This window comes from Streptomyces sp. NPDC006798 (assembly GCF_040635975.1).
Taxonomy (GTDB): Bacteria; Actinomycetota; Actinomycetes; order Streptomycetales; family Streptomycetaceae; genus Streptomyces.
Genome location: NZ_JBEYIS010000014.1, coordinates 23,788 through 37,292 on the forward strand (window position 1 = coordinate 23,788; position 13,505 = coordinate 37,292).

A 13,505-nucleotide genomic window follows, 5' to 3' on the forward strand; every position below is an offset into this window, starting at 1 on the left:
GGATCAACGATCAGGGGAGCGGTCCGGTGACCGCCGTCCAGGCGCGCCGCGCCGCGCCGTCGCCGGGTGGTGGAATCCTCACCCCGCTGCTGCTGGCGGTCGTCTGCTCGGGTTATGCCGTCGGCGCCACGCTCGGCTGGGGTTCGCGCGAACTCGCCCTGATCATGGGTGACTTCGGGCTGAGCGCGGCGGCGCTGGTCGCCGCCGTCTCCTGTCTCTGCTACGCGCGCCGGATGCCGGCCCGGCTCCGTCCGGCCTGGCTGCTGTTCGCGCTCTCGTCCCTGATGGCGGCGATCGGCAATGCCGTCTGGGGCTGGTACGAGGTGGTGCTGGACGAGCCCGTGCCGAGCCCGTCCGTCGCCGATGTGTTCTTCCTCTGCTTCGCGCCGCCCGCCATCGTCGGGCTCCTGGTGCTGGCGAAGCGGCCGGTGAGCCGGGCCGGATGGGTCTGTCTGGCCCTCGACTCCTGGCTGATCGGCGGATCCCTGCTGACGCTCTCCTGGAGTCTGGCGCTCGCCCACACGGCCAACGCCCAGGGCCGCAGCGTGGCGCCGGCGGCGCTCTCACTGGCCTATCCGATGCTGGACATCGTGCTGGTCAGCATGGTGCTGGCGCTGCATCTGAGGCGCTTCGGCGGACATCGCTCCGCGGTGAACACGGCCGTCGCCGCCCTGGCGCTCACGGTGGTCTCCGACGCGCTCTTCACCTCCCCGCTGCTGCGGGCGAACTACAGCTCGGGCCAGCTGCTGGACGCGGGCTGGTTCGCCGGGTCGCTGCTGCTGGCCTACGCCCCCTGGGGCGCCCGCAGGCATCCCGAACCCGCCCGCCCGCTCCGACAGCCCGGACGGCCGGTCGCGGGCTCCCTCCCCGCGCTCACGCCCTATCTGGCCGCCGCCGTCTGCACGCTGGGGATCCTCTTCCACGTCGTGGAGGGCCGCCGGGTCGACCTGTTCGTGGTCCTCACCGCCTGTACCGTCGTCCTGGCGCTGGTCGTCCGGCAGGGGATCATGCTCCAGGACAATATGGCTCTCACCGACGAACTGGCGGAGAAGGAGAACCACTTCCGCTCCCTCGTCCAGGGGTCCAGTGATGTGATCATGATCGCCGCGCCGACCGGGATACTGCGGTACGTCAGCCCCGCCGCTTCCGGTGTCTACGGCCGGGACGCCGAGGAGCTGACCGGCTCCGAACTGGCCTGTCTCGTCCATCCCCAGGACCTGGGGCGGGTCGTCCACGAGGTGCGGCGATTCCTGGCCGCCTCCCCGGCGGACGAGCCCACCACCCGGATCGAGTGCCGGTTCCGCTCCGGCGACGGCGAGTGGCTCAATGTGGAGTCCGTCGTCAACCGCCATCAGGGCGGGCTGATCTTCAACAGCCGGGACGTCACCGAACGGGTCAGACTCCAGGCCCAGCTGCAGCACAGCGCCGAACACGACCCGCTGACCGATCTGCCCAACCGGGCCCTCTTCACCGAGCGGGTCCACCGGGCCATCGGCGGCCGGCGGGCTTCCGACATCGGTACGGCCGTGCTCTTCATCGACCTCGACGGCTTCAAGGGCGTCAACGACCGGCTGGGCCACCAGGCGGGCGACGAACTGCTGATCGCCGCGGCCGGACGGCTCGCCGAGTCCGTCCGGTCCGGCGATACCGCGGCCCGGCTCGGGGGCGACGAGTTCGCCGCCCTCATCCTCGGCGACGGCACCCGCGACCGGGCGTCCCGCGAGGCCCAGGTGGTGGAGATCGCCGACCGGCTGCGGCTCACGCTCTCCCAGCCGTACCGGATCGACGGCCAGGACGTCCGGGTCGCGGCCTCCATCGGCGTCGCCTTCGCCGAGCCCGGGATCAGCCCCTCCGGGCTGATGCGCAACGCCGACCTCGCCATGTACCGGGCCAAGGCCGCGGGCAAGGACCGGGTCGAGCTGTACGCGCCCCAGATGCAGGCCGAGGTGGTCCGCCGGACGGAACTCGCCGCCCGGCTGCGTACGGCGCTCCACGAGGGCGAGTTCGCCCTGCTCCACCAGCCCGTGGTCAATCTCGCCAGCGGCCGGATCGACGCGGTCTCCGCCCAGGCCCGCTGGCGCTCCGCCCATGGCATCCTCTTCACCCCCGCCGAGTTCCTGCGGGTCTCCGGCGACGGCGACCGGGCGGACGAACTGGGCCGCTGGCTGCTGGACGAGGCCGTGGCCCAGGCCGCCGAGCGCGGCAGACGCGGCCACCACGTCCCGGTGACGGTCCGGGTCTCCACCCGCAGGCTGCTGGACCGGTCCCTGCCGCCCGGCAGCGTCGAGCGGCTGCTGGCCCGGCACGGACTGCCCTCCGGGGCGCTCACCATCGAACTGTCCGACCACGACCCCCGGATCCACCAGGACACCCGGGCGTCCCTGGACGAGTTGGAGCAGCGGCTGATGGCGCTGCGCAGAATCGGCGTCCGGATCGCCCTGGACGGCTTCGGCGGCGGCTATGCCGCCATGGGCGCGCTCCGGCGGCTTCCGCTGGACGTACTGAAGCTGGACCGGGGACTGGTGGACGGGATCGTGGAGTCCTCCCGTCAGTACAAGATCACCAGCGGGCTGCTGGCGATCGCGGGCGACCTCGGCATGGAGTCCGTCGCCGAGGGGGTGGACCTCCCCGAGCAGGTGCTCGCCCTGCGGGCGATGGGCTGCACCCACGGTCAGGGGGCCGCCTTCGCGGGCGCCCTGGACGAGTACCGGCTGCGCCGCGCCCTGGTCAGGGACGACTATCCGGTGACGGGAGAGATCGCCCTGCCCGCCCTGACGGGGGGCGCGTCGGGTGGCTCGTTCCGGATGCGCAACGGCTCACATACTGAGACGCGCGTCCCACCGGCTTGACAGTGACGGCGCGTCGGGGGGAGGGTCAATGCCATGCGCACCCGAATTCTCGTACTTGGACAGCGCGTCGGCTGAGCGGGTTTCCCACCAGGATCCCGCGGACTCCTCCCGACGCGCTCCCCTCGCCTGCCTCACGGCACGAGGGGTTTTTTGTTGCACCGGCACCGGGCGGCGAACCGGAGCCAAGCGGCAGGAAACCGTTCGAACCCCCCAGAAGACTTCCCAGCCTTCCGCAGCACCAGCAGCACCCGCAGTCCCCCTCCGCGAACCCTCTGCTTCGAGAAGAGAATGCCGATGACCGAGCAGGCCACCGGGGCCCATCATCCCCAGCCGCGCGCCCGTACGGGCGGAGCGCCGACCGTCGCGGTCGAGCACGTCACAGGTGCGCAGTCCCTCATCCGCTCGCTCGAGGAAGTCGGCGCCGACACCGTGTTCGGCATCCCCGGCGGGGCCATCCTCCCGGCCTACGACCCGATGATGGACTCCACCAAGGTGCGCCATGTCCTGGTCCGCCACGAGCAGGGCGCGGGCCACGCGGCTACCGGATACGCCCAGGCCACCGGCAAGGTCGGGGTCTGCATGGCCACCTCGGGGCCGGGTGCCACCAATCTGGTCACCCCGATCGCGGACGCGCATATGGACTCGGTGCCGCTGGTCGCGATCACCGGTCAGGTCGCCTCCCACGCCATCGGTACGGACGCCTTCCAGGAGGCGGACATCGTCGGCATCACCATGCCGATCACCAAGCACAACTTCCTGGTCACCAAGGCCGAGGACATCCCGCGGACGATCGCCGAGGCGTTCCACATCGCCGCCACCGGCCGTCCGGGACCCGTCCTGGTCGACATCGCCAAGGACGCCCTCCAGGCCCGGACCACCTTCAGCTGGCCGCCCGCCCAGGACCTGCCCGGCTACCGCCCGGTCACCAAGCCGCACGCCAAGCAGATCCGGGAGGCCGCCCGGCTGATCACCGAGGCCAAGCGGCCGGTGCTCTATGTCGGCGGCGGAGTCATCAAGGCCCGGGCCACCGCCGAGCTGAAGGTCCTCGCCGAACTGACCGGGGCCCCGGTCACGACCACCCTGATGGCCCTCGGCTCCTTCCCCGACAGCCATCCGCTCCATGTCGGCATGCCGGGCATGCACGGCTCGGTCACCGCCGTCACGGCGCTCCAGAAGTCCGATCTGATCATCGCCCTCGGCGCCCGCTTCGACGACCGGGTCACCGGCAAGCTGGACAGCTTCGCCCCGTACGCCAAGATCGTCCACGCGGATATCGACCCGGCCGAGATCGGCAAGAACCGGACCGCCGACGTCCCGATCGTCGGCGACGCCCGGGAGGTCATCGCCGATCTGGTCCAGGCGGTGCAGGCGGAGCACAGCGAGGGCCGCCGCGGCGACTACTCCGCCTGGTGGAAGGACCTCAACCGCTGGCGGGACACGTACCCCCTCGGCTACGAGCAGCCCGGCAACGGCACCCTCGCCCCGCAGCAGGTGATCGAGCGGATCGGCCGGCTGGCCCCGGCGGACACCATCTACGCGGCCGGAGTCGGCCAGCACCAGATGTGGGCCGCCCACTTCATCCAGTACGAGCAGCCCGCGACCTGGCTCAACTCCGGCGGCGCCGGAACCATGGGCTACGCCGTCCCGGCCGCCATGGGCGCCAAGGCCGGGGCCCCGGACCGCACGGTCTGGGCGATCGACGGCGACGGCTGCTTCCAGATGACCAATCAGGAACTGACCACCTGCGCGCTGAACAACATCCCGATCAAGGTCGCCATCATCAACAACGGCGCCCTCGGCATGGTCCGGCAGTGGCAGACCCTCTTCTACAACCAGCGCTACTCCAACACCGTGCTGCACTCCGGCCCCGACGCCGCCGGTGACGCGCCGAGCGCCGGTACCCGCGTCCCGGACTTCGTCAAGCTCTCCGAGGCCATGGGCTGCTACGCCCTGCGCTGCGAGTCCCCCGAGGACCTGGACCGGGTGATCGCCGAGGCCAACTCCATCAACGACCGGCCGGTCGTGGTCGACTTCATCGTCCACGAGGACGCCATGGTCTGGCCGATGGTCGCGGCAGGCACCTCCAACGACGAAGTCATGGCCGCCCGCGGGGTCCGCCCCGACTTCGGCGACGGCGAAGACGACTGAGCGCGCAGAGAGAGACGGAAGACCCACCCATGTCAACCAAGCACACGCTCTCCGTCCTGGTGGAGAACACCCCGGGCATCCTCGCCCGGATCGCCGCCCTTTTCTCCCGCCGCGGCTTCAATATCGACTCGCTCGCCGTCGGTGTCACCGAGCACCCCGACATCTCCCGGATCACCATCGTGGTCAATGTCGACGAGCTTCCGCTGGAGCAGGTCACCAAGCAGCTCAACAAGCTGGTCAATGTGCTGAAGATCGTCGAGCTGGAACCCAGCGCCGCGATCCAGCGCGAACTGGTCCTGGTGAAGGTCCGGGCGGACAACGAGACCCGGTCCCAGATCGTCGAGATCGTCCAGCTCTTCCGCGCCAAGACCGTGGACGTCGCACCCGAGGCCGTGACCATCGAGGCCACCGGGTCCAGCGACAAGCTGGAGGCGATGCTCCGGATGCTGGAGCCCTTCGGCATCAAGGAGCTGGTCCAGTCCGGCACGATCGCCATAGGGCGCGGCGCCCGGTCCATCACGGACCGGTCCCTGCGGGCCCTGGACCGCTCGGCCTGATCCCCGGGCCGGGGCCCCGCCCCCGGCCCGTACCACCCCGGTCCGCGCCCGTATCGCGAGACCCCCCGTCAGCCCTTCCCCTCCCCGCCGTACGGTGGGACGCACCATCAGCACTCAAGGAGATATCCCAGTGGCCGAGCTGTTCTACGACGACGATGCCGACCTCTCCATCATCCAGAACCGCAAGGTCGCGGTCATCGGCTACGGCAGCCAGGGCCACGCCCACGCGCTGTCGCTCCGGGACTCCGGTGTCGACGTCCGCGTCGGTCTGCACGAGGGCTCCAAGTCCAAGGCCAAGGCCGAGGAGCAGGGCCTGCGCGTGGTGACGCCGGCCGAGGCCGCCGCCGAGGCCGACGTCATCATGATCCTGGTGCCGGACCCGATCCAGGCCCAGGTCTACGAGGAGTCGATCGCCCCGAACCTGAAGGACGGCGACGCCCTCTTCTTCGGCCACGGCCTGAACATCCGCTTCGGCTTCATCAAGCCCCCGGCCGGCGTCGACGTCGCCATGGTCGCCCCGAAGGGCCCGGGCCACCTGGTCCGCCGCCAGTACGAGGAGGGCCGCGGCGTCCCGTGTATCGCCGCGGTCGAGCAGGACGCCTCCGGCAAGGCGTTCGGCCTGGCGCTCTCGTACGCCAAGGGCATCGGCGGCACCCGGGCCGGGGTCATCAAGACCACCTTCACCGAGGAGACCGAGACCGACCTCTTCGGCGAGCAGGCCGTCCTCTGCGGCGGTACGGCTGCCCTGGTCAAGGCGGGCTTCGAGACCCTGGTCGAGGCCGGTTACCAGCCGGAGATCGCCTACTTCGAGTGCCTCCACGAGCTGAAGCTGATCGTCGACCTCATGTACGAGGGCGGCCTGGAGAAGATGCGCTGGTCGGTCTCCGAGACCGCCGAGTGGGGCGACTACGTCACCGGCCCGCGGATCATCACCGACCAGACCAAGGCGGAGATGAAGAAGGTCCTCACCGAGATCCAGGACGGCACGTTCGCCAAGAACTGGATGGACGAGTACCACGGCGGTCTGAAGAAGTACCAGGAGTACAAGACGCAGGACGAGAACCACCTGCTGGAGACCACGGGCAAGGAGCTGCGGAAGCTCATGAGCTGGGTCGACAACGACGACGCGTGAGCCGCGGGCGGAGGGCCGGAGGCCACCGGGAGGACATCCCGGGGGCTCCGGCCCTCCGTCGTCGCCGGTACCCGCCGGTTCGGCGGCCTCGGACGGGTGATCCTGCCGCGAAGGCGCATGACTCCCCCCGGGGCGGCACTACACTTCTCAACAACACGCGTCAGGCCCACAACGTCGTGCGTCTTCCACGCGGCTAGCCCCTCCACCGCCTGCGGCCGTCGGGACGGCCGACTCCCGCGGGGCCCTTCGGGCACCGCCGGGGACCTCTTGGACTTGTGAGGACTCACGTGAGCGCTGAGCTTGCCCGTAAACCCGTCGTACTCATCGCCGAAGAGCTGTCGCCCGCCACCGTGGACGCGCTCGGTCCGGACTTCGAGATCCGGCACTGCAACGGCGCGGACCGCGCGGCCCTGCTGCCCGCGATCGCCGATGTGGACGCGATCCTGGTCCGTTCGGCGACCAAGGTCGACGCCGAGGCCGTCGCCGCCGCGAAGAAGCTGAGGGTGGTCGCCCGCGCCGGGGTCGGTCTGGACAATGTCGACGTCTCCGCCGCCACCAAGGCCGGTGTGATGGTGGTCAACGCGCCCACCTCGAACATCGTCACCGCCGCCGAGCTGGCCTGCGGTCTGCTGATCGCCACCGCCCGCAATATCCCGCAGGCCAATACGGCGCTGAAGAACGGCGAGTGGAAGCGCTCCAAGTACACCGGTGTCGAGCTGGCCGAGAAGACCCTGGGCGTCGTGGGCCTGGGCCGGATCGGGGTGCTGGTCGCCCAGCGGATGTCCGCGTTCGGGATGAAGATCGTGGCGTACGACCCCTATGTGCAGCCGGCCCGGGCCGCGCAGATGGGGGTGAAGCTGCTCTCTCTGGACGAGCTGCTGGAGGTCGCCGACTTCATCACCGTCCATCTGCCGAAGACCCCGGAGACCCTGGGGCTGATCGGCGACGAGGCGCTGCACAAGGTGAAGCCGACCGTCCGGATCGTCAACGCCGCGCGCGGCGGGATCGTCGACGAGGAGGCGCTGGCCTCGGCGCTCAAGGAGGGCCGGGTCGCGGGCGCGGGCCTCGACGTCTACGCCAAGGAGCCGTGCACGGACTCCCCGCTGTTCCAGTTCGACCAGGTGGTCTGTACCCCGCATCTGGGCGCCTCCACGGACGAGGCGCAGGAGAAGGCCGGGATCGCGGTGGCCCGTTCGGTCCGGCTGGCGCTCGCCGGTGAGCTGGTGCCGGACGCGGTCAACGTCCAGGGCGGAGTGATCGCCGAGGACGTCAAGCCGGGGCTGCCGCTGGCCGAGCGGCTCGGCCGGATCTTCACCGCCCTGGCGGGCGAGGTCGCGGTCCGGCTCGATGTCGAGGTGTACGGCGAGATCACCCAGCACGATGTCAAGGTGCTGGAACTCTCCGCGCTCAAGGGCGTGTTCGAGGACGTCGTCGACGAGACCGTGTCGTATGTCAACGCCCCGCTGTTCGCCCAGGAGCGGGGGGTCGAGGTCCGGCTGACGACCAGCTCGGAGTCGCCGGACCACCGCAATGTGGTCACCGTCCGCGGCACGCTCGGCGGCGGTGAGGAGATCGCGGTCTCCGGCACGCTGGCCGGTCCGAAGAACGTCCAGAAGATCGTCGGCATCGGCGACCACGACGTGGATCTGGCCCTCGCCGACCACATGCTGGTCCTGCGGTACGAGGACCGGCCCGGCGTGGTCGGTACGGTCGGCCGGATCCTGGGCGAGGCCGGGCTGAACATCGCCGGGATGCAGGTCTCGCGGGCCGAGGAGGGCGGCGAGGCGCTGGTCGTGCTCACCGTCGACGGTTCGGTGCCGCAGCCCGTGGTCACCGAGATCGCGGAGGAGATCGGCGCGGCCTCGGCCCGTTCGGTCGACCTGTCCGACTGACCGGCGCGACCTGTCCGGCCTCCGGGCCCGGCTCACGCCAAGTGGGCCGGGCCCGGAGGCGTTTCGTCGTCCGGACTCAGTGGTGTTCGGCCGGTTCGGGTACGGCGGCCGGGACCCCGCCCCCGTGCCGGGGAGTCCGCTCCCGGCCCGGCAGCGCCACGGCGAGTACGGCGGCGCAGACCATCAGCCCGGCCGTGCTCAGGGCCGCCAGCCGCATCCCGTCCACGAAGGCGTCCCGGGCGGCGGTCAGCAGCGGCCCGCCCAGTTCGGCGGGGAGCCGCCCGGCGACGGCCACCGCGCCGCCGAGGGTCTCCCGGGCGGTCTCCTCCGCTCCCGGGGGCAGCCCGTCAGGGGCGGTTTTGTCGACACCGGCGCGATAGGCCGCCGTACCGATCGAACCCAGGACGGCCATTCCGAGGGCGCCGCCGAACTCGGTCGCGGTCTCCAGCAGCGACGCCGCGGCCCCCGCCTTGTCCGGCGGCGCGGCCGACAGCGCCCGGTCGTTCATCAGCGCCAGTACGGAGACCAGACCGGACCCGGTGACCGAGGTACTGACCAGGACCAGGGCCAACTGGTCCGTACCGGCGAGGGAGAGGACGGCGAACCCGGCCGCCGCGAGCAGGAAGGCGCCGGAGACGACGGTCCGCCGGGGGAGACGCCGGGCGAGCGCCCCGGCGGCGGGGGCGGCGGCCCCGACGGGCACCGCCGGCGCGACGCTCCACAGCGCCGCCTCCAAAGGGCCCAGACCGAGCACCGACTGGAGATACTGGGTGGTGAAGTAGGCCGTTCCCATCAGGGCGAAGACGCCGATCAGCAGCAGGGCGGCGCTCCGTCCGAAGAGCCGGTCCGCGAAGAGGTCCCGGCTGATCATGGCGTCCCGGCGGGTGCGCTGCCGGTGGACGAAGAGCGCGCCGACGGCCGTACCGGCGAACAGGCAGAGCACGGCGGCCGGTTCGGGTCCCTCGGCGGCGATCTCCTTGAGCCCGTAGACGGCCGGGAGGACCGCGCCCGCCGACAGCAGCACGCTCGGCAGGTCGAAGGGGCCGGGCGCGGGGTCCTTCGACTCCGGTACGAGGACGGGCGCGAGGACCAGCAGCAGCGCCATCGCCGGGACGTTCACCAGGAAGACGGAGCCCCACCAGAAGCGCTCCAGCAGCACCCCGCCCATTACGGAGCCGAGCGCGACGCCGGTGGCCAGGGTGCTGGACCAGATGCCGATCGCGAGGGTGCGCTGCCGGGCGTCCCGGAAGAGGGTGCGGACCAGGGCCATGGTGCTGGGCATCAGGGTGGCGCCGCCGATGCCGAGCAGGACCCGGGCCGCGATCAGGGTCTCGGCGGTGTCGGCGTAGGCGGCCAGTACTGAGGCGGCGCCGAACGCGGCGGCCCCGCCCATCAGCAGTCCGCGGCGGCCGATCCGGTCGCCGAGCGAGCCCATGGTGAGCAGCAGTCCGGCGAGGGCGAAGGCGTAGCTGTCGAGGATCCACAGCTGCTGGGCGCCGCTGGGGTCCAGTTCGCGGTTGATCGCGGGGATCGCGAAGTAGAGGACGGAGACGTCCATCGAGACCAGGAGCAGGGGGAGGAGCAGGACGACGAAGGCGGTCCATTCGCGTCGACCGGCGCGCGGGTCCCCCGGGGCGGCGGTTGAGTTCGGCATGCAGGGGACCATACAAGCGTCTTAAACATCTGTCTATGACGCTCGTATAGATTCTGTACGACCGTCTGAGACGATCGTCTGGGACGCTTGTCCCAACGCGGTCCCGTGGGCCGTTCGGGCGGCGGTACCCTGCCGGGCATGGGACATCGTGAGGATCTGCTCGAAGGTGCCAAGCGCTGCCTGCTGGAGAAGGGGTACGCGCGGACCACCGCACGCGACGTCGTCGCCGCGTCCGGGACGAATCTCGCCTCCATCGGCTACCACTACGGCTCCAAGGAAGCCCTGCTCCAGGCCGCGTTCCTCGCGCTGATGGAAGCCTGGGGCGACTCGGTGGACCGGCCCGCCGACGCGGCCGGACTGCCCGGGACCGGACCCGAGCGGTTCGAAGCGGTCTGGGAGCGGGTCGTCGCCGGGTTCCCCGCCCATCGCGCGCTGTGGAAGCTCCAGATCGAGGTGGTGGCCCGGCTCGACGAGGACGAGAAGCTGGCCGAGGCGGTGCGCGGCTGGCAGGTACGCGGCCGGGACGAGCTGGCCCGGCTCTTCGGCGGGATCGACCCGAAGGGCGACCCCGACCGTGCCCGGGGCGCCGGGCTCCTCGCCCAGGCGCTGGTGGCGGGTGTGATGACCCAGTGGCTGGTGGACCCGGACACGGCCCCCACGGCGGACGATCTGGCGGAGGGGCTGAAGGCCCTGGCGGGGATCGGGACGTAGCCGCCGTGCCCGGGGTCGTACGGCCCCGATCGGAGACGTCCCGCCAGGCGTACCGGCCCTCGCGGCTACAGGCGGGCCGTCTTCAGCGCCATGTGCAGCAGCAGCCGGTCCTCGCCGTCCGCCAGGTCGAGGCCGGTGAGCTGTTCCACCCGGGACAGCCGGTAGTAGAGCGTCTGCCGGTGGATCCCGAGCGCGGCGGCCGTCCGGCTCGCCTGGCCCGCGTGGTCGAGGAAGACCTCGGCGGTCCTGGCCAGCTCCCGGTGGGCGGGGGCGAGCAGCGGCCGGACCGCCGGATCGTCGGCGGCCGGACCGTCCGCGAGTGCCGTGAGCATCCGGTACGGGCCGATCTCCCGCCACTCGGTGATCTTCGGCGCCCCGGGCTCGGCGTGGGCCGCGCGGGCCGCCGAGGTCGCCTCGTACCAGGCGGCGCCCAGTCCGGCCAGCCCGGCACGCGGGGCCGCGACCCCCGCCGCCGGGGCGGGCGCGGCGGCCCGGGAGGATCCGCCGGAACCGCGACCGGGGGCGGGTCCCGGGCCCGTTCCGGTGCCGCCCGCTGCCGCCGGTACCGGCCCCGCCGCCCCCGTACCGCCCGTCAGCTGCTCCGCGACGGCCAGCGCCGGTCCCGTGGCGTCGCCGGAGCGGAGCCGTACCAGCGCCGCGAGGACCAGGGACGACGGCCCTTCGGCGGTCCCGTCGGAGTCGCCGGGACCCGGTTCGCCGGCGGCGGGGGCCGTACGGGAGGCGGACGCCGGGGCCCAGGGCACGGTCAGGGTGCAGAGGGCGGCGACCGACGGCAGCGACCGGGCCGACGGCACGTCCGGCGACGGCCAGGGCGCCACACAGACCACCGCGTGCGGCCCGTCCGCGGACCGGCCCACCCCGCCCAGGGCCGTCCGCAGCGCCGCCACCGCCATGTCGTACTGCCAGCCGCGTTCCGCCGTCAGCGCCGCCCGCAGCTCCCGGGCCACATCCGTATCTGCCCGCTCCTCGTCCGCCAGCAGGGTGCCGATCCGGGCGGCCACCTCCATCGCCGCCGCCAACTGCTCGTCGGTCGGGCCGGGGGTGCTGTCCAGCAGCCAGACATAGCCGAGGACGACACCCCGATGGCGTACCGGCAGACAGAGCCGGTCCCGGTAGACGCCCGCGTCCGGCGCGGCCGGGATCCGGACCGGGCCGGTCGCCCGGGTGATCCCGAACCCCTCGAACCAGGCACGGACCGCGGGAGTGGAGCGCCGGGTCAGGATCGAGCGGGTACGGACCGGGTCGAGCTGGGTCTCGTCGAAGGCGCTGTCGTCGTCCTGGGCCCCGAAGGCGATCAGGCCGAAGTCGCGGTTCTCCAGCGTCGCCGGGGCCGCCAGCAGTGCCGAGATCTCGTCGACGAGGTCCTGGTAATCGCCCTTCACCCGGACATTCTGGCACGCCACGGCCCGGCCTTCAGACAAATGTCTGAGATCCCGGCCACGGATGCGTGACAGCTGTCGATGGCCGAGGATCGGAGCGATCCCTAGATTTCACGGTGGTTCCTCGTGCCGTTCCGGATCGACTTCCCCGCGATCCGGGCGGCCTGCTCGTACATCATCCGTGGAGGTCCCCGTGCTGGGTCCCGTGATTCTCGCCGCGTCGCGCAGCGACAAGATGCGCCGCGTCATCTCGGCCGCTCCGGTCACCAAGCCGGTGGTCAATCGCTTCATCGCAGGCGAGAATGTGGACGAGACGGTCCCCGTCGTCGTCGACACGGCCGCCAGCGGCCTGGAGGTCACCCTCGACGTCCTCGGTGAGGACATCACCGACCCGGCGGAGGCGCTCCGCGCCCGGGACGCCTACCTGGAACTGATCGAGGCGCTGAAGCCGCTCGGTCTCGGCGAGCGCGCCGAGATGTCGGTGAAGCTGTCGTCCTTCGGACAGGCGCTGCCCGGCGGCCACGACCTGGCGCTGCGGAACGTCACCCCCGTCGTCGAGGCGGCCACCGAGATCGGCACCACGGTCACCCTGGACATGGAGGACCACACCACGGTCGACTCCACCCTGGCGATCCACGCCGATCTGCGCGAGCGCTTCCCCCGGACCGGCGCCGTCGTCCAGTCGTACCTCTTCCGCACCGAGGACGACTGCCGGATGCTCGCCGAGGCCGGATCCCGGGTCCGGCTGGTCAAGGGCGCCTACAAGGAGCCCGCGTCCGTCGCGTACCAGGACAAGGCCGAGGTCGACAAGGCGTACATCCGCTGCCTGCGGATTTTGATGGAGGGCGAGGGGTACCCGATGATCGGGTCCCACGACCCGCGCATCATCTCCATCACCCAGGAGCTGGCCCGCCGGGCGGGCCGCAAGCTCGACGACTACGAGTTCCAGATGCTGTACGGCATCCGGGAGGCCGAGCAGGCGCGGCTGGCCGCCGAGGGCCACCGGATGCGGGTCTACATCGCCTACGGCACCGACTGGTACGGCTACTTCATGCGCCGGCTCGCCGAGCGCCCCGCCAACCTGGCGTTCTTCCTCCGCTCCCTCGCCACCCGCGGCTGACCGAGCCCCCCGAACCACGTACGCCCCGAACGAAGGAGAGTC

9 protein-coding genes are annotated in these 13,505 nt (G+C 71.6%); 7 read left to right on the top strand and 2 right to left on the bottom strand.

The window, feature by feature from the left end:
- The first annotated feature begins 26 nt into the window (after positions 1-26).
- The 5 genes from ABZ714_RS11980 (at position 27) to serA (ending at position 8,578) form a co-directional block, all read left to right on the top strand.
- The gene (locus ABZ714_RS11980) at positions 27-2,849 is read left to right on the top strand and encodes an EAL domain-containing protein (protein WP_358825065.1); all 2,823 of its coding nucleotides are present in this window, start codon (positions 27-29) and stop codon (positions 2,847-2,849) included.
- A 288-nt stretch (positions 2,850-3,137) separates the two neighbouring features.
- Positions 3,138-4,997, top strand: a complete 1,860-nt coding sequence (locus ABZ714_RS11985) for an acetolactate synthase large subunit (RefSeq protein ID WP_358825066.1) — start codon at positions 3,138-3,140, stop codon at positions 4,995-4,997.
- A gap of 29 nt (positions 4,998-5,026) precedes the next feature.
- The gene (gene ilvN / locus ABZ714_RS11990) at positions 5,027-5,554 is read left to right on the top strand and encodes an acetolactate synthase small subunit (protein WP_358825067.1); all 528 of its coding nucleotides are present in this window, start codon (positions 5,027-5,029) and stop codon (positions 5,552-5,554) included.
- A 130-nt stretch (positions 5,555-5,684) separates the two neighbouring features.
- Positions 5,685-6,686, top strand: a complete 1,002-nt coding sequence (gene ilvC, locus ABZ714_RS11995; RefSeq protein ID WP_358825068.1) for a ketol-acid reductoisomerase — start codon at positions 5,685-5,687, stop codon at positions 6,684-6,686.
- A 287-nt stretch (positions 6,687-6,973) separates the two neighbouring features.
- Positions 6,974-8,578, top strand: coding sequence for a phosphoglycerate dehydrogenase (gene serA, locus ABZ714_RS12000; RefSeq protein WP_358825069.1), 1,605 nt, complete (start codon positions 6,974-6,976; stop codon positions 8,576-8,578).
- Between the two features lie 76 nt (positions 8,579-8,654).
- Here serA and ABZ714_RS12005 read toward each other — a convergent pair whose 3' ends face one another.
- Positions 8,655-10,232 (bottom strand): MFS transporter, encoded by a 1,578-nt coding sequence (locus ABZ714_RS12005; RefSeq protein ID WP_358825070.1) that lies wholly within the window; start codon positions 10,230-10,232, stop codon positions 8,655-8,657.
- A 138-nt stretch (positions 10,233-10,370) separates the two neighbouring features.
- Between ABZ714_RS12005 and ABZ714_RS12010 the strand changes: the two genes are divergently transcribed.
- A complete protein-coding gene (locus tag ABZ714_RS12010; RefSeq protein ID WP_358825071.1) occupies positions 10,371-10,943 on the top strand; it encodes a TetR/AcrR family transcriptional regulator in 573 nt (190 codons plus the stop codon).
- Between the two features lie 65 nt (positions 10,944-11,008).
- Here ABZ714_RS12010 and ABZ714_RS12015 read toward each other — a convergent pair whose 3' ends face one another.
- Positions 11,009-12,346 carry a helix-turn-helix domain-containing protein gene (locus ABZ714_RS12015; RefSeq protein ID WP_358825072.1) on the bottom strand — a complete coding sequence of 446 codons (1,338 nt, stop codon included), beginning with the start codon at positions 12,344-12,346 and terminating at the stop codon, positions 11,009-11,011.
- A 190-nt stretch (positions 12,347-12,536) separates the two neighbouring features.
- Between ABZ714_RS12015 and ABZ714_RS12020 the strand changes: the two genes are divergently transcribed.
- On the top strand, positions 12,537-13,463 hold the full coding sequence (locus ABZ714_RS12020; protein WP_358825073.1) for a proline dehydrogenase family protein: 927 nt from the start codon (positions 12,537-12,539) through the stop codon (positions 13,461-13,463).
- The last annotated feature ends 42 nt before the right edge of the window (positions 13,464-13,505 follow it).

What these genes read in the sequence shown, in the direction of transcription:
- ABZ714_RS12005 (WP_358825070.1), bottom strand. Translation starts at nt 10,232, where the DNA reads ATGCCGAACTCAACCGCCGCCCCGGGGGACCCGCGCGCCGGTCGACGC.
- ABZ714_RS12010 (WP_358825071.1), top strand. Translation starts at nt 10,371, where the DNA reads ATGGGACATCGTGAGGATCTGCTCGAAGGTGCCAAGCGCTGCCTGCTG.
- ABZ714_RS11985 (WP_358825066.1), top strand. Translation starts at nt 3,138, where the DNA reads ATGCCGATGACCGAGCAGGCCACCGGGGCCCATCATCCCCAGCCGCGC.
- ilvN (WP_358825067.1), top strand. Translation starts at nt 5,027, where the DNA reads ATGTCAACCAAGCACACGCTCTCCGTCCTGGTGGAGAACACCCCGGGC.